Raw genomic sequence first — 23,303 nt, forward strand, 5'->3', positions numbered from 1 at the left:
AGTGAGCGACGTTTGTGGAATAAAACAACCACTGAAGTTCGTTTTTACATAAGTAGTTTGGAAAATAATGCTGATAAAATTGCTAAAGCTATCCGCAGTCATTGGGGGATTGAAAACAGCTTACATTAGATATTAGATGTCACCTTCTCTGAAGATAGTAGTCGTATTCGCAAGGATAATTCTCCTGAAAACTTGGCTTTACTACGTCGTTTAGCTTTAAATATAATGAAACAAGAAGCCAGCTTTAAAGGAAGTTTAAAGATGAAACGCGCTTCGTGCTGCTATGGACAATAACTATTTAGTCAAAATTTTAGCATCTGCCAGTAAATAACTAGGGACTTGTTAGTCAAGTTTTCTCCAAGAGAATAAGCCAAATATGCACCCAAATTTATGAGTTAACATTTCGGGAAATAAGGGAGGACGCGGTCAAAAATTTTTAGTCAGCTCCAATCGCTTGATTGTTACTAGTTAAAATTGATAAATATAGATTTTTTAAAACTTACTTAAGTTAGATGCGTTTACCCTGATTGATTGAAGAACTGATAACCAATGTGCGTCCTTTATCAGAAAAGAACAACAATACCTTAGAAGTAATCTATTTGAACAACCCTGGCAGAATCCTTACTGACCCCACCAAAATGCGCCAAATCCTGCTTAACTTGCTCAACAACGCTTGTAAATTTACAGAGCATGGAACTGTTAAATTGATAGTCAAAAAGAGTGATGGCACAGCAGAGATTGACGATAAATTTAATTCACCATCTACAATTATTCCTGATCTTGGTCAACACCAAAGAACTAAACCATCAATCACATTTCAAGTCAGTGACACCGGTATTGGCATCAGTCCAGAGCAACATTCAAAGATTTTTGAACCCTTCACTCAGGTAGATGAGTCGGACACCCGCAAGTATGGTGGGGCTGGCTTGGGTTTAGCGATCGCGAAAAAGCTCTGTCATCTGATGGCGGGTCAGATAACTGTGGACAGTGAATTGGGTAAGGGAACGACCTTTACCGTTTCCCTACCCATAGAATTAGTTTAACAATCATTAATCATTAATGATTTTTACCCAATGGTTATCCTTCTATCCCTACACCGAATCCCCTTGGGCAAACAACTTTGGTCAAAAGGCCACGCTAAGCGAACAACCTGCAACCCTCAATCGTGACAGCTCCTACACTGACCCGTTGGGTTCAGTGTAGGCTTCCCAGCCAATCCGGCTATCGCTTAGGAGGCGCTGGGCTTTAAGAACGGACTGCCCTGCCGCTCTGTTTTCTTGGTCTTTTTTTTAAGACTGTTTTGCTGACAAACCAGCATTTAAGGCCGTAGGCCACGCTACGCGAACGGCTTTGTTTACCAGTACTTATATTATAGCAATTCCATCCATACCCTGTGCAAAATTCATCCCACACCTATGCTGCGCATTAGGTGTGGGGCTTCTTTTGCCGGACAGCTAAACCGTACTTAGAGCTGTATCAATCCACTGCTTTAGGGTGGGTAGCACTTCCTCAAGGGAGAGTTCTGTCGATTTGTGGGTAGCCCGTTCCACCACTTCCACTTTGCCATCTTTAAGCGATCGCCCAGTGACAATCCGGTAGGGAATCCCAATTAAATCAGCATCTTTGAACTTGACCCCAGCTCGTTCGTTGCGGTCATCAAGCAGGGTTTCGATACCTGCTTGATTGAGTTGAGTGTAAAGTTTTTCTGCTGCTGCCATCTGCTGGGTATCTCCCACATTGGGTATCGTGATAATCACATGGTAGGGTGCGATCGCAACTGGCCAGATAATCCCATCCTTGTCATAGGATTGCTCTACAGCTGCTTGAGCTAACCGAGACACTCCCACCCCATAACAGCCCATACATAACGGAATTTCTTCCCCTTGCTCACTGGTGTAGGTAGCCCCCATCGCAGATGAGTATTTCGTCCCCAACTGGAAAATATGGCCAACTTCAATTCCGCGAGCGCTTCGTAGGGTTTGATTCGGGTCATGGATGGCGCGATCGCCTGGACTAGCCTTACGGACATCCACCACTAGCTTCGGTAACTGGAATTGCTCACCCCAATTGGCACCAACTACGTGATAGCCTGACTCATTAGAACCAGTAGTAAAGTTTTTCAGTTCCACTGCTGTTTGATCTACCAACCGCAAAAACTGAGGCGCAATATTTTTCGTTGGTTTGATGTAATCATCTGCCAAATCAGGTGCCATGTAACCCAAAGGTAGAGGTTTCGATGCCCATTTTTCCTGGGTAGCCACCTCTGGTACCGTCAGAGCTAAAACCGTTGTGGCATCGTATTGGTCTGCCAATTTCACCAATTCATTCTGTAACTTCACCTCATTTACATCTTGATCCCCCCGAATGCTCACCAAAACCAACACCGTCATCCCGTTGTCATAGACAATTTGGTAAAGAACATTTTTAACCACACTAGTGGCAGAGCACTTCAGGAATTGACAGAGGGTGTTAATAGTTGAGGTGTTTGGAGTTTCTAGCTTTTCATAAGTGTTATAGGGTGAGGGCTCTAGGTCTGGTGGTAGGGAAACCGCTTTTTCTACATTGGCAGAATACTTGCCATCCTCCGTGTAGAGAATCTCGTCTTCCCCAGCATCAGCCAGAACCATAAATTCTTGAGAACCCGAACCCCCAATCGCCCCAGAGTCAGCCTCAACCGCTCTAAACTCCAAACCACTGCGGCTAAACATATTTCGATAGGCTTGATCCATCGCCTGATAAGTCTTTTTCAGGCTTTCGTGATCGGTATGGAAGGAGTATGCATCCTTCATAATGAATTCCCGTCCCCGCATCAGGCCAAATCGGGGGCGAATTTCATCTCGGAACTTAGTTTGAATTTGATACAGGTTTAGAGGTAATTGCCGATAGGAGCGAATCATGTCCTTAGCAACAGTAGTGATTACCTCTTCATGGGTTGGTCCAAGTCCCAATTCTCGCTTTTGTCGGTCAATCAGAGCAAACATAATGCCCTCAGCTTTCGTATAGGTGTCCCAACGACCCGATTCTTTCCACAGCTCAGACGGTTGTAGCTGAGGCAGTAGACACTCTTGAGCACCTGTGGCATCCATTTCCTCCCGCACAATCTGAGAAACTTTTTTTAGGACACGCCACATCATTGGTAAATAGGCGTAGATGCCACTGCCAATACGTCGAATATAACCCGCACGGAGCAAAAGTTTATGGCTAGGGATTTCTGCTTCCACTGGGTCTTCCCGCAGTGTCACCAACAGCATCTGAGACAGTCGCATTACTTACTTCCTTTTTAGACCAAACTACCATTATCTCATCAGTTTAAAACTTTCATCAACAGTATGTCAGCCAGGATTGACAAACTATTCACCCTCTGAGAAGGTATTTGATTATATGCTAGTTTCTAATTTAATTTAAATTACCATAATCGTGGTTATAAACGTTTTAGCTGGCGAAGTTTTACATTTCCTTGGTTTCATTAGTTAACATATTTCCATCTGAGCTTTAAAAAAGGCTCGTGGTGATGGTATTGTTAAGGTTTTTAAAAAATCTAGAATTTTTTGATATTTCCAGCTTTGATATAACTCTGAATTATAGCAGTATAAATACCAGTTATAGATTTTATAAACAGTCATACTTTTTAAGTAAAAATGATATTAATTTTTAGATAAACACAACAATAAAATCTTTCGTTGCTTGTCATAATTGCTGTTGATGTCTATGAACAAAAGCTCGAGCAACCCATCTGCCCCCCCAGAGAATATACCCTAGATGAATTACTAGCCAATGAAGTCGAAATCAGTGAAGAGGTTCACTGGGGTAAAGCAGAAGGTCGAGAGGTGTGGTAGGCTTCTTTGAGTGCGAATTACCTTTTGGACAACTTCTAGTCAGCAAAAAAGGAACAGATATAAACTTTGGGTATTGAACTACGCAGTTACGTATACATAGACAGCTTGCAGCCTCAGCACGCCGCTTACATGGGAACAGTAGCGTTAGGATTTTTGCCCTTACCAGGAGATACCTCCCTTTGGATTGAAATCTCACCAGGTATTGAAATTAACCGGATTACCGATATTGCCCTCAAATCCACTGCCGTGCGTCCAGGAGTGCTGGTGGTCGAACGGCTTTACGGACTTCTAGAGGTGCATGCTAATAAACAAGGGGAAACCCGTACAGCTGGCAAAGCAATTTTAGACGCACTGGGCGTCCGGGAACAGGATCGGCTCAAACCTCGGGTCATTTCTAGCCAAATTATCCGTAACATTGATGCCCACCAGACCCAGTTAATTAATCGCACACGGCGGGGTCAAATGTTGCTAGCAGGGCAAACCCTATATGTATTAGAAGTTGAGCCAGCTGCCTATGCTGCCCTAGCTGCCAATGAAGCAGAGAAATCTGCCTTAATTAACATCTTACAAATTAGTGCAGTGGGCAGCTTTGGACGCCTCTACCTAGGTGGAGAAGAACGGGATATATTAGCAGCGTCTCAGGCAGCGCTGACAGCTATTGAAAGCGTGAGTGGTCGTGAACATCCTGCTGCCAAGCGCAAGGAATAGAAAGGAATTCTTCCTGAGCTGATCCCTTAATGTAGTGCCATTGGGTTAAAGTCTTTGTTGGCACCGCTACATAATGTGAAGGAGAACCTCAATGGCCAATATAGAACATCTTGCTCTACTCAAACAAGATCCATTGAGATGGACAGAATGGAGAAAGACAAATCTAGATCTAGAACCAGACCTTAGCGAAGTTAACCTCAATGGGGCTAACTTTGAAAGGGTAAACTTAGCAAAAGCTAACCTAAAAAAGGCAAATCTAGGCAATATTAAACTGATTAGCGCTAACCTCAGCCAAGCTAACCTCAGTAATGCCAACCTCCAAGATGCTGAACTGATCAAAGCTAAACTGATCTCGGCAGAGCTAATTGGGACTAAACTTATAGCAGCTAACCTGATCAGGGCTGACCTAAATGGTGCCAATTTAATTGGGGCTGACTTGACCCTAGCTAACCTCATGGAAGCTGATTTGAGTAATGCTAACCTAATTGGCACTAGCTTGCTCAAAGCTAATCTCTCAGAAGCAGATTTAAGTGGGGCAAAGCTAAGACGGACTAACCTGGTTGAGGCTAACCTTATGGCTGCTAATCTCTGCCATGCTAATCTGAGCAATGCTAATCTTCATCAAGCTGAACTGCTTGGGGCTTACCTATACAAAGCTGAGTGTCGAGGGGCTAACCTAGCAGAAGCTCACCTTAGTGGAAGCTATCTGTTTGGAGCTAACCTAGCAGAGGCAGACCTTTACAGGGTTGACATTAGATGGGCGAACCTTACTAAAGCAAATTTAAGCGGGTCTAACCTGACTACAGCTAAGCTCAGGGGCGCTAACCTCAGTAAAGCTAACTTAACTGGGGCTACTATCATTGAAGCTGAACTAAGCCAAGTTAATCTAAGGGAAACAATTATGCCTGATGGAACCATCCATCCTTAGATCACCACATCTGATCACACTCAATCAAACCTTCGATTAATCAGTTAGTGCTGCCAATATCATCCAACAGACAAAATCGACCAGACACCGATGAGTCATGCCCAACCGCCCCTAGAATTTATCCGACAAGCTATAGTTGACCTGACTCATGAGCTGCAAACCTCTATGCAAAGTCTGATCATAACTTGACAATATTCTCTGAATAAGTAATAATACAAAACATTATTTTTATCCTTAACGTAAAGTTAATCAAAGTGGGCTTTTGGTTAACTTTAGGTAAAGGTTTGGACTGTGACTATCCTGAGTCCACTCAACCTCAATCTCAAGAGTCTGGCTTGCTAGACGTCAGACTGGGACGATGAACAAACTAGTATTACCCCAAAGCAAAACCATTGGAGAATGGAGTTATCTGGGAATTGAGAAACACTTCCAGAAAATGCTTAGTCACGAAGCCGCCGTTCTCCAAGATCGAGATCCAGAACAGCTGCACCAAATGCGTATCGGAATGCGGCGCTTGCGTACCGCCGTCACTAGTTTTACCCCTGCCTTAGACTTGCCCAAAGCAGCCTCTGAAAAACAGATTGGTAAGATTGCCCGTATTTTAGGCAGTCTTCGAGATCTAGATGTCCTCCAAGAAACCCTCCACAAAGGTTACCAACCCAAGTTACCCACCAAAGAACGGAAAGCATTGAAGCAAGCTTACGTTTACTTGGAAAAAAAGCGGTGCAAAGCTTTAACACAAGTTCGGGAAGCTCTGCAAGGTAAGCCACACCAAAAGCTTAAGCAAACCTTAAAACGGTGGCTCAAAAAACCCACCTATAAAGAAATGGCTCAGATGCCAGCGGCTGCGGTATTACCTGATTTACTCTTACCCATTGTCAGCCGCCTGTTACTCCACCCCGCTTGGCTAGTGGGCGTTGATCTTCAGGATACTGGTAGCCAAACTCCCAAGCAGCTGAAACCAGCAGCAGTTGAGTCATTGCTAGCCATTCGTGGAGCAATGATTCACGATCTACGTAAGCAAGCCAAGCGGGTGCGTTACCAAATGAATCTATTTACTGAACTATATAGTCCTACCTATAAGGACTATGTGGAAGATATGAAGCAAATTCAAGGCATCTTAGGTGATATTCAGGACAGTATGGTTTTAGACGAATTCTTAAACTCTGTCTTTGACTCAGACCTAAAACATAAGGCTCCCCAGCTGGCTCAGTTACTACAGGCCAACCGCTACAAATCATGGCAGCAGTGGCAAACCTTACAACAGAATTATTTGAAGCCCGAAACCAGGCAAGCCTTTCGCCAAATATTACTGACTGAGTCAGGCAACTGATAGGTCTGATGCTGGTGAGGGTATAAACACGGTTAATGTATCTTGGTTGAATGAATTGTATAAAATGTGCTAGCCTTAGTAACATAATAGATACAACACTTTGTTCTTTTTGCTTTCTCAGAGTCATGGTCAAGGCAAAAACCTTTAGGCAAGACTGATTCCCTTGCTGAGCTGCTCAAAAAGCAGTGATGGTTTTTAACCTGTTAGGGCTAGCCACTGTTGACGATTTTCTACAAATATCTTGCAGTATCTACAAAAATAGGTTAGACTTTGATTAGGAATCTAGTGTCATTGAAAACATTCTGTAACTTGAATTGAAGCCGAAAACCAAAGCTTTAATGATAGTGGTTGCGTTTTCTATTAAACACAGATTTATGCGCCAAGAGCGGAACAAAACCTATCTTGGCCTTGGGAGATACCCCCTGGCTGCGAGAGCAGCTTGCATTAGTGGGCTAAAATCTGCAAAGTAGATTTTGGTAGCTAAAAAGTATCGGAACTGAAAGTGTAAAAGAAAAGATACAAGTGGTCTTATAGGAGCTTTTTGCTTGATGGACTATATAGAAAAGGTTTTGGAAAAAATTCAAGAATGGGCGCGCAAACTTATTGAAGCGCTATTAGGTCCTGAGGCTCAGCCTGAACCAGAACCAATACCCATTCCTGTTAATGACCCAAGGTGTCGTCGGAATTAGATAGTTATTGTGTCCGGTGATCCTCGAAAACGTCTAAGTATCCTGGTTCTCCATGGTCCCAATCTTAATTTACTGGGACAGCGAGAACCACGTATTTATGGATCTGTAACCTTGGATGAGATTAACTATCTCCTAGAGCAAGAAGGGCAAAGGCTTGAGGCAAGCGTGACAGCCTTGCAGTCTAATCATGAAGGTATCTTAGTCGATAGGATACATGGAGCTTTAGGAAACCACGAGGGGATTTTAATTAATGCTGGTGCTTATACCCATACCAGTGTGGCTATTCGAGATGCAATAGCTGCGGTAGCCTTGCCAACTGTAGAAGTTCATCTGAGCAACATCTATAAACGAGAAGCCTTTAGACATCATTCGTTAATGGCACCAGTGGTAGTCGGTCAGATTAGTGGTTTTGGAGCTAACAGCTATAGACTGGGGTTACAGGCTCTAGTTCTTACATTGAGAAAATCGATTGGTAATTAAAATCGAAAAGGTGATGGGTGCTGCCTTGCGGGTTGAAAAAGGCAATTTAAAAGCACAGTAGATTTCTTGACAAAATATGGATGCGGTACTCACTTTTGAACCGATTTAGAGGTGCCTTGTTAGGTAGCCTTGTGGGAGAAATCCTGGCTGGGAGTGGCTGCCAAAAGTTACCACCAGCTCAAGTAAGATTTCGACCGCTTTCCCTTGGGGATGCTGGTCTGAGTAAGGCGATTTCCGATTGGAGCAAGATTGCTACTTGTGGTATTGAAAGTTTGATTCGCTGTGGCAACCTCGATTTAGGAGATTGGTTAGTTCACTGTGAAAAGGCTCAACCCTCTATCCTTTCATTAAAAGGGACTGCCAACAGTAGCGAAGCAGCAGTAGCAACCTTACCAATAGCATTATTTTTTCATGAAGATGAAGTCAAGTTGCGCCAAAAGCTGCTACAGGCGGCAGCAATTTGGCAAAATGATTCTCAAAGGTTTGAGAGTGTCTTGACAATAGCTTGGGCAATAGCGATCGCTCTTACCGAAAAACTTGACTGCCCTAACCTGATTTCCCGAATCATTGCCTACCTAGGGAACTATGAAAATCAAAATACCTGGGTGGAACAATTGGAACAATTACAAAGTCTACTGGAGCTTGGGGCAAGTTTAGAACAAACTGTTATCCAGCTGCGTCGAGAGCAAAGGCGTAGAAATGAGTCTGAGGATGACTGCTCTTTATCGATTGCCTTAGCATTGTACTGTTTCCTAAACACCCCAGAAGATTTTCGCCTCTGTGTAACTCGTGCAGCTCTTACAGGCTATCAATCACAAACTACTGCTGCCTTAACAGGTGCTTTAGCTGGTGCCTATAACGGTATCATCAGTATTCCAGTGCCCTGGCTGGTGGCTCTTAACCTCAACATTACTGGGGTTGACCCATGGCAATTAGCAGACCAGTTGTTGGCAGTGTGGTCAGGTGTATATGACGTTTCAGCGATAGCTCAGTTTCAGAAGCTAGCTGTGGTAGCACCAAGGGTGATCGGATCTCGATAAGCTGTTCAATCAAAGGACTTTCAAACCAAAAATGAAGTTTTACCTACAAGGGGCTGTAGCCTGAAACGTGATGGTAGATAAAATTTTCATGGCCTGTGTTGCACCCGTGGTGTTGAATTTGCTACCACAGCTATAGGTAAAACTAATATAAACCAGTTAAACTAAGATGATCTAAAAAAAACACTGGCTTCTGAGTTTTGTAAACTAAAAATCAGTCAAGTCTGGAATTATATTCTGTTACTGACCCCGCAATAAAGGGTGCTTATGGGGTAAGACTTAAGCCTAAGTGTGACTAGACGATTGAGCCTAATCCTGGTAAGAACTTCCAGCCACAACCCCTAAGCTGGAGTATCTGCAAGACTGCTTACTTCAGTCGCGGTTAAGGATCGGAATCATCAAGGTGCGCGCCTCCTAGGCCGCGAGCAATCCCTCGCGGCCTAGGGTGGCACCGCTTGGATTAGGTGGTCAAGGGGACTTACAACTCCATGATTGAGGATTATCTCAATGCGAGTAGCTATTTGATCACCAACTCGACAGCAACTAATGCCAATTACCCCAAGTTCCCCTAGGGAATCGATTAAAGAAAGAAAAGCTAAAGTTGTAAATAATGACGTAGGCGTATTTACGGTGAAGTTGGTCTGTGAATCATCTGGAAGTCAAACCCAAGCAATAGCCATGGGAATTGACCAAGGTAACCACGAAACCATAATCGGCGTAAAGTCAGTCTATACCACTTTAATAAAGTTTTCTGTTCGTAAACTCCAGTTACTGTTACAGTATACAAGGCGTGATTGTAACTGGAAGTTTCCCACGCAACCTGCGCTCTACCCATGTCAAATGAGTGGATTTAAAATGAGTGGAGGAAAACTTTCCAGTGTTTTTTATGAATAATCAATAAATGTAGATGTCTTTAAGCAAAATGCCACCACCACACAGCAAATTGTGAGCAGACCGCTACTGTTACCAGACATTGCCATTCTTGTGCTATGAAAACGTTAAATTCGCTGACGCAGCCGATCACGCAATTACGGCGAACATCTCAGCACCTTCGCAGTTTTTTGGGATTTAACTCCTCTAGTGCTGCCAAATCCTCAGTTAGCCAATCACAGCAGGAGAATTTAAAAGGACAATCTCTACAGCTCACAGAGTCTCCAAGGCATGGTGAAGGCAGTTCCACTAGCCTAACTTCAGGAAAAAATTGGGGCAAAAGCCAGCATCAACTTCAACAGAAAATTACTCTACCTGTAATGTGGACTTTAGCAGTGGTTTCCCTGACCAGTGTTATGGGAGGGCGCTTTTACAATCAGCCACAGCTAGGTGAAGACACAGTAGCACCACAGACAATCCGGGCACCATTCGATGCTCTGGTTGAGGACTCTAAGACGACGGCTGAGAGACGCAAAGAAGCTCAAAGAGGTGCTCAACCAGTTTTGATGATTGACCAATCTGTTACAGAAAGAATTTATCAAAATCTTGAGCAGTCTCTGGACGCTGTGGAAGAACTGCGCACTAACAGCGGTGTTTTTCCTTTTGTAAAGACTGATGTACTATCCATCGCCACCCAGCGGTATCTGCGGCAAAGTAAGGAATGGGAATGGCGGGCTATCTTGGCATTTTCAGATATCGATAACCATGGCAACGGGTTTGATGCTGAAGCCAAACCACCTACTCCGGCAGAAAATTCATTAAATAAAGCTTTTGTTGAGGCAGTAAGTGAACTGCAAAGCTACCGTCAAAAGTCTTCTGAACAAGAGTTCTCAGCTCTGATTGAGTCAATATCTGCTGCTCGGCAACAGTACGCTCAGGTGTTGCCTCAGCTGTCACAATACCTTAGCCCTGAATTCAGTAGCCTAGATGATGTTTCCGTACTGGATCTATCAGATCAAGATTGGCAAAAAACCCGCATAGTCATTAAGCAGGCTGCTAGTCGCATCCTGACCCAAGGTATTGTTCCAGGATTACCACCAAATCTGATCCAAGAGACCGTGAAGGTAAACTTGACTAGCCTTATGCCCCAGGAAGCTCAACCACTAGCCAAGTATTTACTAGTCAGAGTTTTAGAACCCAACTTGATCGAAAATAAGGAATTAACCAAGCTCATAGCAGAACAGGCAGCAGAAAAAGTGGAACCAATGATGGTTTCAGTGCGTAAAGGAGATGTGATTGTAACCGCAGGCGAAACCATCACTCAAACAGAATTTGTACTACTGGATTATTTTGACTTAAGCCGTCGAGGAATTAACTGGCTGGGTTTGATGGGATTTGGTGGTTTGGTTACTACTACGGTGGGCATTTTTGCCTTAGTGCAACGGCGAGTTCACCCTAAATGGAGGCGGCGGGACTACATTTTGGTATTGCTACTGACCCTGAGTATGCCAATATCAATACTTTTCAAGAGTCCCTTCTTCGAGATTCCCTACACTATGCCTGCTATTGGTTTGTTAGTAGGGAACTTTTATGGGTCTACCATGGGCGTGACAGTGGTGGTTTTACTGACAGGCTTAGTGACCTTTAGTATGGAAGTCACTGGAGAACAAGTACTGGCAAATGTTGCTGGTGGTTTACTGGGTGCCTTGATGGCAGGACGAATGCGATCGCGAGAGGAATTGGCTCTGCTCGGAGTTGGGGTGGGCTTAACTCAAGGTGTGGTTTCCCTGATTATCAATCTGATTATTAGTGCCACGGCTAGTACAATTTGGTCTGCAGTTCTGCCAGGAGCTTTGTTATTAGGTTTATCTGGGTTAGCTTGGAGTATTGTCGCCCTGGGGCTATCACCTTACCTGGAACGTTTGTTTGACCTGGTAACACCAATTCGTCTGGCAGAATTGTCTAATCCCAACCGTCCTCTGCTCAAGCGTCTAGCTACTGAGGCACCTGGAACGTTTCAACATACTCTGTTTGTTGCTTCTTTGGCAGAAGCAGCGGCTCAAGAACTCCATTGTAATGTGGAACTGGTTCGGGCAGGTACGCTCTACCATGACATTGGTAAAATGCACGATCCGTTAGGGTTTATAGAAAATCAAATGGGTGGTCCGAACAAGCATGATGAGATTAATGATCCTTTCAAGAGTGCTGAAATTATCAAAAAGCACGTTACCGAAGGACTGGTTATGGCTCGTAAGCACCAGTTACCCAAGGCAGTGCGGGACTTTATCCCAGAACATCAAGGGAAATTGCTGATTTCCTATTTTTATTTCCAGGCTCAGCAAAAAGCCCAACTCGAAGGTACTGGGTCTGTGGACGAGTCATATTTTCGTTATGACGGTCCAATTCCCCAGTCCCAGGAAACTGGTGTAGTTATGTTAGCTGACGCCTGTGAAGCGGCTCTACGCTCACTCAAAGAGGTTACTCCGGAAACGGCTCTTACGGTGGTCAATAAAATTCTCAAAGCTCGCTGGCAGGACAACCAATTAGTGGATTCTGGGCTAACCCGACAGGATTTATCAAAAATTGCCCAAGTCTTCATCAGAGTTTGGCAACAATATAATCACCAACGTATTGCTTATCCAAAGGGAGCACTTAATTGTCAGTCGTCTCCTAAATGAAGTACGAAGTCTCCAGTTTTTGTAGACAAAGAGTATTAAACAGTATAAAACACAGAATTTCAGATCTGTTCCACCTTCTTGAATCCTGTTTCTGTACAAACACTGTGCAAGTCTTTATCCCACTGATCAATGGGTAGTTGAGGTATATAGGCAAATTCAAATACAATGCCGATCCTAGGAATAGAATCCCACTCTGGTGAATTAAGCAATCGGTCATAGAAACCACCACCGTAGCCCAAACGATACCCCCGCTGGTCACAAGCCACAGCGGGGACAAGGATTAAATTCACATCCTTTGGCTCTAGGCTGGTAGAATTAGGTAATGGTTCTAAAATACCGTAATTTCCTTTTTGCAAGGGTTCGCCCGCCTTCCAGGTATGCCATAAGAGAGATTTTCCCACACATCTCGGTAGTCCCCAACAGTGCTTAGTGTCTGTAAATAGGGGACTTAGATCTGGTTCTTTTCGAAAACTGAAATAGGCTAAGACTGTTTGTGGCTGGGTCACTAGGACGCCAGATTGCAGATGGGTACAAATGCGATCGCTTTTTTGCCGCCATTCTTCTACAGACATAGACTGGCGCTTTTGAAGCAGGGATCGGCGTAGTTCTGCTTTGTTCATCTGATCTTCCCTCCGCTTTGATAGGGCGATCATATCAACAAACTATGCTGATAGTGGGTAATCATACCGAGTTGCATTTATAGGTAGTAGATAGGAGCTTGTTTACTCCCATCTCCCCATTCCGTTCAATTGAGCCCTTAAGCAATAAATAATAGGTTAAATAATAGGTTTGAGAGCAACTTGGTATCAGTAATGGGTAATTGGCAACTGGGCTTATTACCCATTACCCATTACCCATTACCTAATCTCTCCTCTAGCAGGTACCAGTTACCTCTAGTAAGCACCGTTATTTTTGGGAAAAATAATAACACCAATGGTTTTCAATATGATCCATAAATCCAGCCAAAAATTCCGGAAACTGACATAGTAAACATCAATTTGCACACGGCGGTGGTAAGGTATGTCATTGCGTCCAGAAACCTGCCATAAGCCAGTAATTCCGGGTCGAATTCTCAAGACTTTATCCATGTGACGCCCGTATTTGGGCAATTCCTCTGGCACTAACGGTCTTGGACCAACCACACTCATCTGTCCGTTGAGTACATTCCAGAACTGAGGAAACTCATCTAAGCTAGTCAGCCGTAGAAATTTTCCAATTCCAGTAATTCGAGGATCATCCTTGAGCTTGTAATTATCCTGAAATTCCTCTCGTATCTGAGGGGATTTTTCGATCATCTCTAGCAACATTTCGTCTGCATTTTCCACCATAGTTCTGAATTTCAGGCAAGCAAAAGGTTTGTAGTCTTTACCCACCCGCTCCTGAACATAAAAAATTGGTCCAGGTGAGCTGATCATAATTAGCAATGCCAGTAGCAGGTAAACGGGAAAAAACGAAATCAGAACTGATAGGGAAAAGGTAACATCAAACAGTCGCTTGGCAAAATTTCCGTCTAAGCGATAGCGAGTCAGATTCTTGTGTATACGACGTGAAGCGAGGGGCTGAAAACCTCGCTTCACGAATGCTCGCAATATCTTGACGGAGTTAAGTTGGCTTTCGGCAGTCATCTCACTCCTTCAATTCACACCACACGTCATAATCATAAAGCTACGAGACACTCGCTATAGCCCATAGCCAGCTCGGATATTTAATTTTTTACCAGAGAAATTAAAACTGGTAGTCTTGATAACACTTTTCCAGAAATGTCAGGTAGCGATCAGCAAAAATGTTGGGGGCAAATTTGGCAGCGTTTAACCGGCTCGCTTCCCGATTAAACTTTCCTGCCAAGGTCTCAAAGGTTTCCATGGCTTCAATCAAAGCCTCTGAGCTTTGGTCTGGAAACAATAGACCTGTACCACTGTCTAAATGTTGCCGAATATCTAGAACTGTTTCTAGTGCCCCACCAGCACCATAGGCAATCACCGGCGTACCACAAGCTTGGGCTTCCACCAGGGCAATGCCGAAATCCTCACAGGCAGCATAGACAAACCCTTTAGCTTTAGCCATATACTGCTCAACCACCTGATTGGGTTGAAATCCCAAAAATTTTACATTCTTGTGAGCCAAGTTGCGAATCCCTGCTAAATCTGAGCCATCACCAATCACCACTAGAGGGTATCCCAGTTGATTAAAAGCTTGAACAATTAAAGATACTTGTTTGTAACTTACTATCCGGGAAACGGTCAGATAAAAATCTTCTTTTTCTTCCTGGAAAGGAAAACGTTCAATATTAACCGGTGGGTAAATCACTTCAGCCCTACGCCGATAGCAGCGCCAGATCCGCCGTGCTGTGTGATGAGAGTTGGCAATAAAGTAATCCACCCGATTTGCTGTAATCACGTCCCACTGACGTAACCGATGAAGCAGATAGCGAGTGATCAACCCTGGAAAACCCTGTCCCATAGCACTACTGCGCAAATAATCAAACGTCAAGTCCCAGGCATAACGCATGGGCGTATGGCAGTAGCAGATATGCAGTTGTTGGGGACTAGTAAGGACACCCTTGGCAACAGCATGGGAAGAGGAGAGAATAACATCATACTCCCCTAGTTCCAGCTGTTCAATCGCTAAGGGTAGCAGCGGCAGATATTTCTGAACCCCGTTACGAGCGAAGGGTAAGTTCTGTAGGAAGGTTGTGCCAATAGAACGCTGATATAGATAACTCTGGGGATTGGTTGATTCAAAATCAATCAGGGCGTACAGGTCGGCATCAATGTGTTTGAGTATTTCTTGAACTACCAGTTCCGAGCCACCAGTTGCTTTGGGAGTCAACCACTCATGAACCAAGGCATATTTCATGAGATATCAACGGCAGATTGTTTAAATATACTAATAGCAGTACTTGACAAACGAAACATACCATAGACTTCAATGGTAAATTTACGATAGACCTAGCAGATACGGTATTTTGGGTATTGCCTAAGCAGGATATAAAAATATAGGGTTTTTCAGCTGCGCTCTAGACGGCGATTCTATAGCGCAGTCAGCCCGCCACAAGAAATCTAAACAACCTGTCTGGCAATACAGACGTCGAGGTAATAATAGGGTTTTATTAATTGTTTCAACCCCCTAGTTAGCTGAGCAATAGGTATTAATATCCGCCACTAATTTTGGTTCTGGGGTGGTGGCTTTCTGCAAATTGCTCAAGGCTTCCTCAGCAGCTGAGCGGTCTTGCTTCTTAAAAGCCTCTACAAAGTCGCGAGTCGCCTTGCTGGTATTGCGATACATCTTAATAAAACCAGCTTGATAGTCTTGGAGCTGTTCGTCCTTAACTATTATCGATTCCATGTCTTGAGATGCCCCCTCCATAGCATCAGCTGCCTGGAGCATTGCCTCGGGATCGCTTGATTCTCCACCATTAGTCAGGGTTTTAGCTTCTTCAACTGCCTGGTTCGCCACTTCAATAATCTTCTGACATTCAACTTTTTGGCCACTACAGCTAACGGTCAATAAGCTCATGAGTACACTCACCGTAACAAGGAGGAAGTACCGCGTTGGAAAATGCATTAATGCTCTCCTAATCAGTTTTGGGTACTCTCGTTGTGGTAGCATATTTTTACCATGCTGAAAAGCTTTAGCTTGAATTCCACAACACTCCACTCTTCAATGCACGGCGCTCAGAGTCAGGATAGGGTGAGCGGGTGGGTCTAGGCTGACATTGAGCAATTTATTGTCAATAAACCTGTAAATAATCCCCAAAAGTTTTGAGCGGTTTTGACAGGCGAAAGTATGGTAAAAAAGGGCTTTAGCCTTCTTGTAACCGCACAGCCGTTCGCTGACACCCCATACCCAGTCTCAATAGACAAGCTTGGTGCTTAAATCAAGGGCAAGGAAGGTCAGTGTTCCCCTGTTTCAATAGCTGCAGCAAGCTTTTGCAAGGTTTGTGTGACTTGCTCAAGCTGTTTTAGAGACTCATTTTGAGTTTCTGCCAAGGTTTGCACCGCATCACTGAGAGCAAAAAGCTGGTAGCCTTGTTGTTGAACTTGCTGCCCTTGGTTTTGTACTTGAATGACAAAGTTATCGACCCGGTCAGCTAGACGGTCTATGGTTTCGGTAGTGGCAAGTACTGCCTCTCCGATTTGTCCAACAATTAATTCCAAACGACTGATGCGGTTTTCCACCGTCAGAGACTCTTGTATGGTAGGAGTCGTGTTGTATGTAGTGTTTCCCATTTGAGCTGGTTTATCCACCGGCAACGTTTTCAATCAAACAAACATCAATATCGGCCATCAATATCGGCCATCAATATCGGCGCGAGACAGATAGACATGGAGTATGAAGTCTTGCCTAGTCTGCTATTAAATGGGGTCAGATCCGAATATCCCCTCTTAATTCGCCAAGAGTATTCTATGATTATTGGTTGAACTAGCCAAATTTCAACCCCTTTGACAGAAAACGTTTCCTAGTTTGATCGCACTCACACCAATTTCAAAGTGACGCTTTTCAGCCAATGGCAAGTATAATGCCGGTGTTAAGGCAATTCAGACTGGGGTGATTTACCTGTTGAGAGATTCCTCAAACTGAGCATGTCCCCCCAATTTGAGGGATGTATGCCTATCAAATTACCACAGTTTATCAATTAGCCGAATACGACTAGCCGGATAGGACGTTGAGTTGTCGGATCAAACTTCCACAACAAACAGCTAACGGTCAAAAACTTACAATGGTATTCACTTATGCAACTACTATTTCTAGTCCTGCTATGGGTAGTGCTTGGATTTTTGCTCGCCAAGCTGCTGCTCGAAATTATCCCTAAACAGTATTTCACCTGGCTTGGGGGTTTTTTGGTTTTTGCCATCATTGTCCTGCTGTTTTTCCGCCCAAACAATGCCCTGGTTTCACCGATATGGACAATTCTCTCACTTCCCTTTCAACCATTGGGCTTAGCACTTGTGCTGTGGTTCCTAGGAGCAATGCGAATTAAAGGTGACAATATCTCTAACCCAGGACCTACCTTGATTTGGACAGGATTTTTTGTCTTGCTTGTGGCCAGCACCCCTTTTCTATCTAATCGGCTGGCTCAACTTCTCGGGCCTGGAGTCGTTCAAAACCAACCTGCGGTTCAAATGGCGAAAACAATTGGGTGGCAGGAGGAAACCCTCACTGCATTTGTCCCCAATGGGGAATCAATTCAGCTTACTACTAATGCTAGTCCTTTCCCTAGGGACGCTGTGTTGGCTCAACTTGTTCCACCCAATCAAGCCATTGGCATCCGAGCTTTTATTCCTTCTATCGGAGCCCTTGAGCAGACTACCGGGGTAATTAACACCTTCTTTAGCAATATTTTGTTCCAACTACGAGGAGGACGAGTTACCGGCACAGAAGTTGAATCGCCGACCGCAAGAGATGTTTCTTGACATATAGAGGTGCAACTATTAGCCTTATAGCTATCTAAACCTTGTCAAACACTATTCATTGTTTTACACTGAAATAAGTTAGTAACTTGTTTAACAAGGGAACACTACCGCCCAACGAAGAACTAAAAGCTGATAAGCTGGTCGTAAGTTAAGCGACGTAAAATAATGGACTGAGTGAAGTTACAGTGCGGTTTGAGAGTAGGCCGAGAGCCTCCATCAATAAAATTAGCGCAATGCTTTTGGCATTGCTTTGTCGGCAACAACCATTAGTTTTCACGCTTTGCTATACCATCGTCCTATCTGCTTGTAAGTAGGTTTGTACAGGTTAAATGTTGCACCTGATGTTAACTACCCACATTAACCCGATCGGGTATAGTGTGGGTTTCTGGTTTAATTGGAAGTAAACCGATACCACCCTCAGCTCTCACCTTCAGTAAGGGTCGATGATTTATCCTGATCTGCGGTTCCATTGAGGGTAATTACTCCCCGAATTTTTGGTGAAAGGTTAAGCCTAAAGGAGGGGTATGGTTGAATATTGTAACCAGGACTGGAATTGTATAGTATTGTAACATGCTGAATTCCCGTCTAAAAAAACTGCTGCTTTACCTGCGCCCATACTGGCGACAGTCAGCCCTAGGTATTTTTGCCCTCCTTATTGTCAATGGACTTGGTGTTTATATCCCCTTACTGATCAGGGATACTATTGACGAGTTGAGTCAAACCCTGAGCTTCGACCAAGTCGGGAGCTTTGTGCTGCTTATTTTGATACTCACCTCATTGATGTGGGGGATTCGGATGGTTTCGCGCATCCTATTGTTTGGAGTGGGGCGCAAAGTTGAATTTGACCTGAAGCAGCGGATTTTTAAGCATTTGCTGACATTGGAACCAGCCTATTTTTCTCAGAACACGATAGGTGATTTGATTAACCGAGCCACCAGTGATGTGGATAATATTCGGCGTCTATTGGGGTTTGCAGTTTTGAGTCTGGCGAATACGGTGTTTGCCTACTGTTTGACCCTGCCGGTTATGATTGCCATTGATCCGTGGTTGACGTTCTTAGCATTGGCGGTTTATCCGTTGATGTTGATTATTGTCAAGCTATTTAGTGAGAAACTGCGCAGCCAACAACAAGAAGTCCAGGAGAAACTTTCTAACCTCAGTGAGCTGATTCAGGAAGATATGAGTGGTATCGCCATGATTAAAATCTACGCTCAGGAAGAAAACGAGCGTCGTGCGTTCCATCAGCTCAATCAGCAGCTTTTGGGAGCAAATCTCAATTTGGCAAGAACACGAAACTTTCTGTTTCCGATAGTTGAGGCTCTTACCTACCTCAGCTTACTGGTGCTTTTAAGCATTGGTCCTGGTTCCATTGAGTCCGGTGCTATTAGTATTGGTGACTTTGTGGCGCTGATTATTTACACTGAACGTTTAGTCTTCCCCACAGCACTGCTAGGGTTTACCATCACTGCTTATCAACGTGGTGAAGTGAGTATTGATCGTATTGAGTCGATTCTCTTGGCTCAGCCTCGGATTACAAATGCCCCAGATTCGGTTAGCCTGCCAACGCCAGTAAGGGGTAAGCTCAAGGCTGTCAACTTGAGTTACACTTACCCCGGCAGCAAAACTCCTGCCCTGAAAAATGTTAGCTTCACGATTAATGCAGGTGAGACAGTAGCGATTGTGGGAGCCATTGGTTGTGGAAAATCTACCCTGGCTAATGCCTTGCCTCGTTTGCTGGATATTCAAGCTAGTCAACTGTTTTTGGATGGATATGATACTACTAAGCTGCCCTTGCAGGACTTGCGGAATGCGATCGCATATGTTCCTCAAGACAGCTTCTTGTTCAGCACTAGCATTAAAAACAATATCTGCTACGGTATACCAATCAGCGAACACTCAGAGGTAGAATACGCAGCTTCGCAATCCCAAATTCACCCGGAAATTATGAATTTCCCCCAGCAGTACGAAACAATTGTTGGGGAAAGGGGAATAACCCTCTCTGGGGGGCAGCGACAACGTACTGCTTTAGCTAGAGCTCTGCTGATGGATGCACCAGTGCTGATTCTTGATGATGCCCTTTCCAGTTTGGATAATCAGACAGCAACCCAAATTCTGGACAATCTCTCGGAAGGAGTCCAGCGCAAAACTGTAATTTTTATCTCCCATCAACTTTCAGCTGCTGCCAAGGCTGACCGGATTTTGGTCATGGACGCAGGGGAAATTGTCCAAACTGGTTCTCATGGTGAACTTCTACAACAACCCGGTATTTATCGCTTTCTTTGGGAGCAGCACCAATTAGAAGAAGTATTGCAGTAGTTATTGCACTAGTTAACCTACCTAATAGCTAATAGCTTATCAACGGGACTGGCCGGATTCGAACCGGCGACCTAGCGCTTCAGATTGGTGTGAGTTTCCCCACTCTCTGGACTATACCTTCACCCTAGGTTAATACCCCTTAAGGTTAATACCCCTTAGGTGGTGGCCGTCTAGTCTCTCCACCTTCCTGCATTTAACCAAGGGCGATGACTCGCACACAGATTCAGGCTTGGCTCGGTATTGCCTTAGAGTACTGAGTAAGCTAAATACCCCTTAGGTTTCACCGAATTTGACCACATTCACTCACGGAATTTCTTCCATGGTGCCCGATTTTTCAGGAGGCGCTTGCTCTATCCAGCTGAGCCACAGCCCCAATCGCAATATACCCGTATATTATCACAAAAGCTGTTAATCAAGCATCGATAGCCATACCTAATCAGGGTTGAATACCCCCGTTAACCCAACTGGTAATAGGTAATGGGTAATCGAACCCAATTTTTACGCAGTTTGTTGGTTGACGCTCTTGCCTAGAAAAGTGGGAACTATAGAACTAATCCCGATTAGCTCCCATATTGGGGAAGAATATGTTCCGGTCATGGCTCGAATGTAGAAAATATTTCTGGTACTGGACTGGGGTTAGCTATTGTCAAAAAATGTGTCGATATCCATGGCGGGACAATTAGTCTAAACAGTGATGTCAGTGTTGGCACTACGTTTACGGTCATGCTGCCTCGTAGAGTATTAGATGCGGATCAACTGCTCAAGGTAACTGGAAAGTCCATTCCTGATTACCAATCTGGATCACATTTCCTGCACTGAGCCAAAAGGGTTGATGGGAGGTAAGCCGCTGTTGGTCCACAAAAGTACCATTGGAACTACCAACATCAATGATTTGATAGCGCACTTTATCCTGAGGCTCTGGAATTTGGAGAATTTGGGCATGGTTGCGAGAACACATCGCATCTTCTAACACTAGGGTGTTCGTGGGTTCTCTGCCAATGGTGAAAGGATTAGCAGACAAAACAATGATGGCACCGGATGAACGGTTTACTAAACGCCCCTTGCTTGGTGGGGTAGGATTGGAAAAAAGTACGGTTGGGGCAAGTACTGGTTGATCGCGAATCGGCAGACTGGGTGTGGCGGCTGATTCGTCTGGAATTGTAGCCCTAGGTACTTCCTGATTGACAATGGAGTGTTTAGAGTTAGCTTCTCCACCAGGCAGGATATTGACTTGCTGGATTGGTGGTGGGGAGAGTTCTGGGCGACCAGCATTGGCAATCTGCATTTTTAGGACGGCTTCATGTTCTGCTTCCTGTCGAGCACTCATCCCTTCGACTTGACGAATTATCCCCCGTGTGTTAGGAAAGCTGATGTCACTGACTCGCACATCTTCGATGGAAAAGCCTACGGTATAGTAAACGTCAACATGGTCGAGAACGTATTGTCGGACTTCTACTCGTCCCTGATTGGTTAACTGTTCCATCCTCAGGTGACTAATTGCTACTCCTAAACTATCTTTAACGGCACTAGTTAGGGCAGCAATGGGGTCAGATATTTCTAGGGCAACTCGTTTGGCATCTACGACTTGATACATTACATTCAAAGAGACATTGACAAGATACTGATCCCGGGATAGAAAGTCTCCCTGAGAGGTAATGGGCAAGTGCCGGAGTTTGCTGTCTACTAGGAGCAGTTCACATTTTTCTAGCCAGGGTAGGGCAAAGCTGACATGACGCCCTGGTTTCCATACCCGCACACACCGACCATTTTTGACAAATAAAGCGATATAGCCTGCCCCGATAAAGTCCATGCTCCACCCTGCCCAACGGTCTGGGGTCAGGGTTTGAATCAGTGGGGGTGAGTTACCAGACATTAGATTTTGTTTAGAGGAGTGATGGGGGTAGTGCTTTTTTTAGCATTCCGCCGACAGGATGGTCCGATGGAATGCTGCCTGATCAATAGGTAGATGAATGTGGGACAGGGATTTACTGAAACTGACTGAATCAATTATAGCGCTACGCGCAAGTCAGAAGTTAGAAGTCAGAAGTCAAAAGGCAAAAGTGGGGAGGGTGGGAAGTGTGGGGAGAGGGGGAGATGGGGAGATCTCACAGGGGTTCCCACCACAAATCATTTTTGCGATCGCGTAGCGTGACCGTAGGTCAATCGCACTTTTATAATTTATAAATTCTAATTTAGAATTAGTTCAGTCTTCAGTCTCCATTCTTCAGTCTCCATTCTTCAGTCTCCATTCTTCATTCTTCAGTCTCCATTCTTCATTCTTCATTCTCCATTCTTCATTCTTCATTCTTCATTCTTCATTTTGCCGATTCCCGATTTCTTAATAAAAAAAATTTCTAAACCCCTTGACAAAAGATTAACTTATTGATAAATTAATAGTGTCCACAAAATCAATCCATAATTTCAGATGAGTAACAATTTTCCTCCTTCCGACAACCAAAGTCCTAAACCCAAGAAAGCCAAGCTCTTTTTGATCGGTTCTCCTGAAAAGGTTCGCAAAACAATTAATGCCATTTATTCCCTTAAGTATGCGGAACCAGACGAGTGGAGCACTCCGGAGCCGACGGGAAAACCTGGTGAGGTTATGACCTTTTTGATTCGATATTTTTACGTAGATTAAGATAGGATTTTGCCAGGGTTGCCCCCTGGCAAATCAGGACTGGCGAAGGATGTTTTGTGGAGGAATATGAAGCAGCATCAAGCAAAATGAGTTGGAATGTTATTGCTTTCCAGTAGTTGCTGACTAACTCGGGAATCATGTCATAGTTGATCTGAAATTATCGATAGTTGAGTGCAGCTCAGCTGTATTTGTGGAACGTTAAAGTACAGAATTCGGTCAAGGATTGGGGTTAACCCAAACTTGACCGATTTTTTTTTAGGGAGATAGGGAGATAGTGCAGTGTGTTCGCGTAGCGTGACCTATGGTCAATGGCGAAGCGCTAGCTTTTTGGGCTAATCGCCTATCTTGTATGGTGCGTTAAAAAGTGTAGCGCACC

At 44.3% G+C, this 23,303-nt stretch carries 20 protein-coding genes and 2 pseudogenes; 15 read left to right on the top strand and 7 right to left on the bottom strand.

The window, feature by feature from the left end:
• Positions 1-527 precede the first annotated feature (527 nt).
• Together F6K51_RS25155 and F6K51_RS25160 are read left to right on the top strand one after the other, a co-directional pair.
• Entirely contained in the window at positions 528-1,043 is a 516-nt protein-coding gene (locus tag F6K51_RS25155) for an ATP-binding protein (RefSeq protein WP_293025341.1), read from the top strand.
• A gap of 16 nt (positions 1,044-1,059) precedes the next feature.
• A complete protein-coding gene (locus tag F6K51_RS25160; RefSeq protein ID WP_293025342.1) occupies positions 1,060-1,203 on the top strand; it encodes a hypothetical protein in 144 nt (47 codons plus the stop codon).
• A gap of 251 nt (positions 1,204-1,454) precedes the next feature.
• Here F6K51_RS25160 and proS read toward each other — a convergent pair whose 3' ends face one another.
• The gene (proS, locus tag F6K51_RS25165; RefSeq protein WP_293025343.1) at positions 1,455-3,266 is read right to left on the bottom strand and encodes a proline--tRNA ligase; all 1,812 of its coding nucleotides are present in this window, start codon (positions 3,264-3,266) and stop codon (positions 1,455-1,457) included.
• A 414-nt stretch (positions 3,267-3,680) separates the two neighbouring features.
• On the opposite strand from proS, the gene F6K51_RS25170 reads away from it, so the two are divergent.
• The 9 genes and pseudogenes from F6K51_RS25170 (at position 3,681) to F6K51_RS25210 (ending at position 12,559) form a co-directional block, all read left to right on the top strand.
• Positions 3,681-3,836 carry a hypothetical protein gene (locus tag F6K51_RS25170; protein ID WP_293025344.1) on the top strand — a complete coding sequence of 52 codons (156 nt, stop codon included), beginning with the start codon at positions 3,681-3,683 and terminating at the stop codon, positions 3,834-3,836.
• A 66-nt stretch (positions 3,837-3,902) separates the two neighbouring features.
• The gene (locus F6K51_RS25175; protein WP_044491860.1) at positions 3,903-4,544 is read left to right on the top strand and encodes a hypothetical protein; all 642 of its coding nucleotides are present in this window, start codon (positions 3,903-3,905) and stop codon (positions 4,542-4,544) included.
• 91 nt (positions 4,545-4,635) lie between these two features.
• Positions 4,636-5,472, top strand: a complete 837-nt coding sequence (locus F6K51_RS25180) for a pentapeptide repeat-containing protein (RefSeq protein ID WP_293025345.1) — start codon at positions 4,636-4,638, stop codon at positions 5,470-5,472.
• 358 nt (positions 5,473-5,830) lie between these two features.
• Positions 5,831-6,805, top strand: coding sequence for a CHAD domain-containing protein (locus tag F6K51_RS25185; RefSeq protein ID WP_293025346.1), 975 nt, complete (start codon positions 5,831-5,833; stop codon positions 6,803-6,805).
• Positions 6,806-7,353: 548 nt separating this feature from the next.
• Positions 7,354-7,494 (top strand): hypothetical protein, encoded by a 141-nt coding sequence (locus tag F6K51_RS25190; protein WP_008177935.1) that lies wholly within the window; start codon positions 7,354-7,356, stop codon positions 7,492-7,494.
• A gap of 9 nt (positions 7,495-7,503) precedes the next feature.
• Entirely contained in the window at positions 7,504-7,974 is a 471-nt protein-coding gene (gene aroQ, locus F6K51_RS25195) for a type II 3-dehydroquinate dehydratase (protein WP_293025347.1), read from the top strand.
• An 80-nt stretch (positions 7,975-8,054) separates the two neighbouring features.
• Positions 8,055-9,014, top strand: coding sequence for an ADP-ribosylglycohydrolase family protein (locus tag F6K51_RS25200; protein ID WP_293025348.1), 960 nt, complete (start codon positions 8,055-8,057; stop codon positions 9,012-9,014).
• Between the two features lie 540 nt (positions 9,015-9,554).
• Positions 9,555-9,905: pseudogene (locus F6K51_RS25205) on the top strand (RRXRR domain-containing protein); the annotation flags it as partial.
• 167 nt (positions 9,906-10,072) lie between these two features.
• On the top strand, positions 10,073-12,559 hold the full coding sequence (locus F6K51_RS25210) for an HDIG domain-containing metalloprotein (RefSeq protein ID WP_364303714.1): 2,487 nt from the start codon (positions 10,073-10,075) through the stop codon (positions 12,557-12,559).
• Positions 12,560-12,618: 59 nt separating this feature from the next.
• Here the strand turns inward: F6K51_RS25210 and F6K51_RS25215 are convergent, their stop codons facing one another.
• The 5 genes from F6K51_RS25215 to F6K51_RS25235 form a co-directional block, all read right to left on the bottom strand.
• Positions 12,619-13,179 carry a 5-formyltetrahydrofolate cyclo-ligase gene (locus F6K51_RS25215; protein ID WP_293025350.1) on the bottom strand — a complete coding sequence of 187 codons (561 nt, stop codon included), beginning with the start codon at positions 13,177-13,179 and terminating at the stop codon, positions 12,619-12,621.
• 273 nt (positions 13,180-13,452) lie between these two features.
• Positions 13,453-14,184 carry a sugar transferase gene (locus F6K51_RS25220; protein WP_293025351.1) on the bottom strand — a complete coding sequence of 244 codons (732 nt, stop codon included), beginning with the start codon at positions 14,182-14,184 and terminating at the stop codon, positions 13,453-13,455.
• Positions 14,185-14,284: 100 nt separating this feature from the next.
• On the bottom strand, positions 14,285-15,415 hold the full coding sequence (locus tag F6K51_RS25225) for a glycosyltransferase (protein WP_293025352.1): 1,131 nt from the start codon (positions 15,413-15,415) through the stop codon (positions 14,285-14,287).
• A gap of 270 nt (positions 15,416-15,685) precedes the next feature.
• A complete protein-coding gene (locus F6K51_RS25230) occupies positions 15,686-16,123 on the bottom strand; it encodes a hypothetical protein (protein ID WP_293025353.1) in 438 nt (145 codons plus the stop codon).
• A 329-nt stretch (positions 16,124-16,452) separates the two neighbouring features.
• Complete coding sequence (locus F6K51_RS25235; RefSeq protein ID WP_293025354.1) at positions 16,453-16,788, bottom strand: hypothetical protein; 336 nt, start codon at positions 16,786-16,788, stop codon at positions 16,453-16,455.
• Positions 16,789-17,292: 504 nt separating this feature from the next.
• Here F6K51_RS25235 and F6K51_RS25240 point away from each other — a divergent pair.
• The 3 genes and pseudogenes from F6K51_RS25240 to F6K51_RS25250 all read left to right on the top strand — a co-directional run.
• A complete protein-coding gene (locus tag F6K51_RS25240; RefSeq protein ID WP_293025355.1) occupies positions 17,293-17,973 on the top strand; it encodes a hypothetical protein in 681 nt (226 codons plus the stop codon).
• A gap of 570 nt (positions 17,974-18,543) precedes the next feature.
• Positions 18,544-20,289, top strand: a complete 1,746-nt coding sequence (locus tag F6K51_RS25245) for an ABC transporter ATP-binding protein (RefSeq protein WP_293025356.1) — start codon at positions 18,544-18,546, stop codon at positions 20,287-20,289.
• Positions 20,290-20,886: 597 nt separating this feature from the next.
• Positions 20,887-21,108, top strand: a pseudogene (locus F6K51_RS25250) (ATP-binding protein); the annotation flags it as partial.
• Here F6K51_RS25250 and F6K51_RS25255 read toward each other — a convergent pair.
• Complete coding sequence (locus F6K51_RS25255) at positions 21,050-22,162, bottom strand: FHA domain-containing protein (RefSeq protein ID WP_293025357.1); 1,113 nt, start codon at positions 22,160-22,162, stop codon at positions 21,050-21,052. The pseudogene F6K51_RS25250 and the gene F6K51_RS25255 sit on opposite strands and share 59 nt — an antisense overlap.
• Before the next feature lie 552 nt (positions 22,163-22,714).
• Between F6K51_RS25255 and F6K51_RS25260 the strand changes: the two genes are divergently transcribed.
• Entirely contained in the window at positions 22,715-22,927 is a 213-nt protein-coding gene (locus F6K51_RS25260) for a hypothetical protein (RefSeq protein WP_293025358.1), read from the top strand.
• Positions 22,928-23,303: the final 376 nt, after the last annotated feature.

The sequence above is a fragment of the Moorena sp. SIO3I8 genome, from assembly GCF_010692325.1.
Classification (GTDB): Bacteria; Cyanobacteriota; Cyanobacteriia; order Cyanobacteriales; family Coleofasciculaceae; genus Moorena.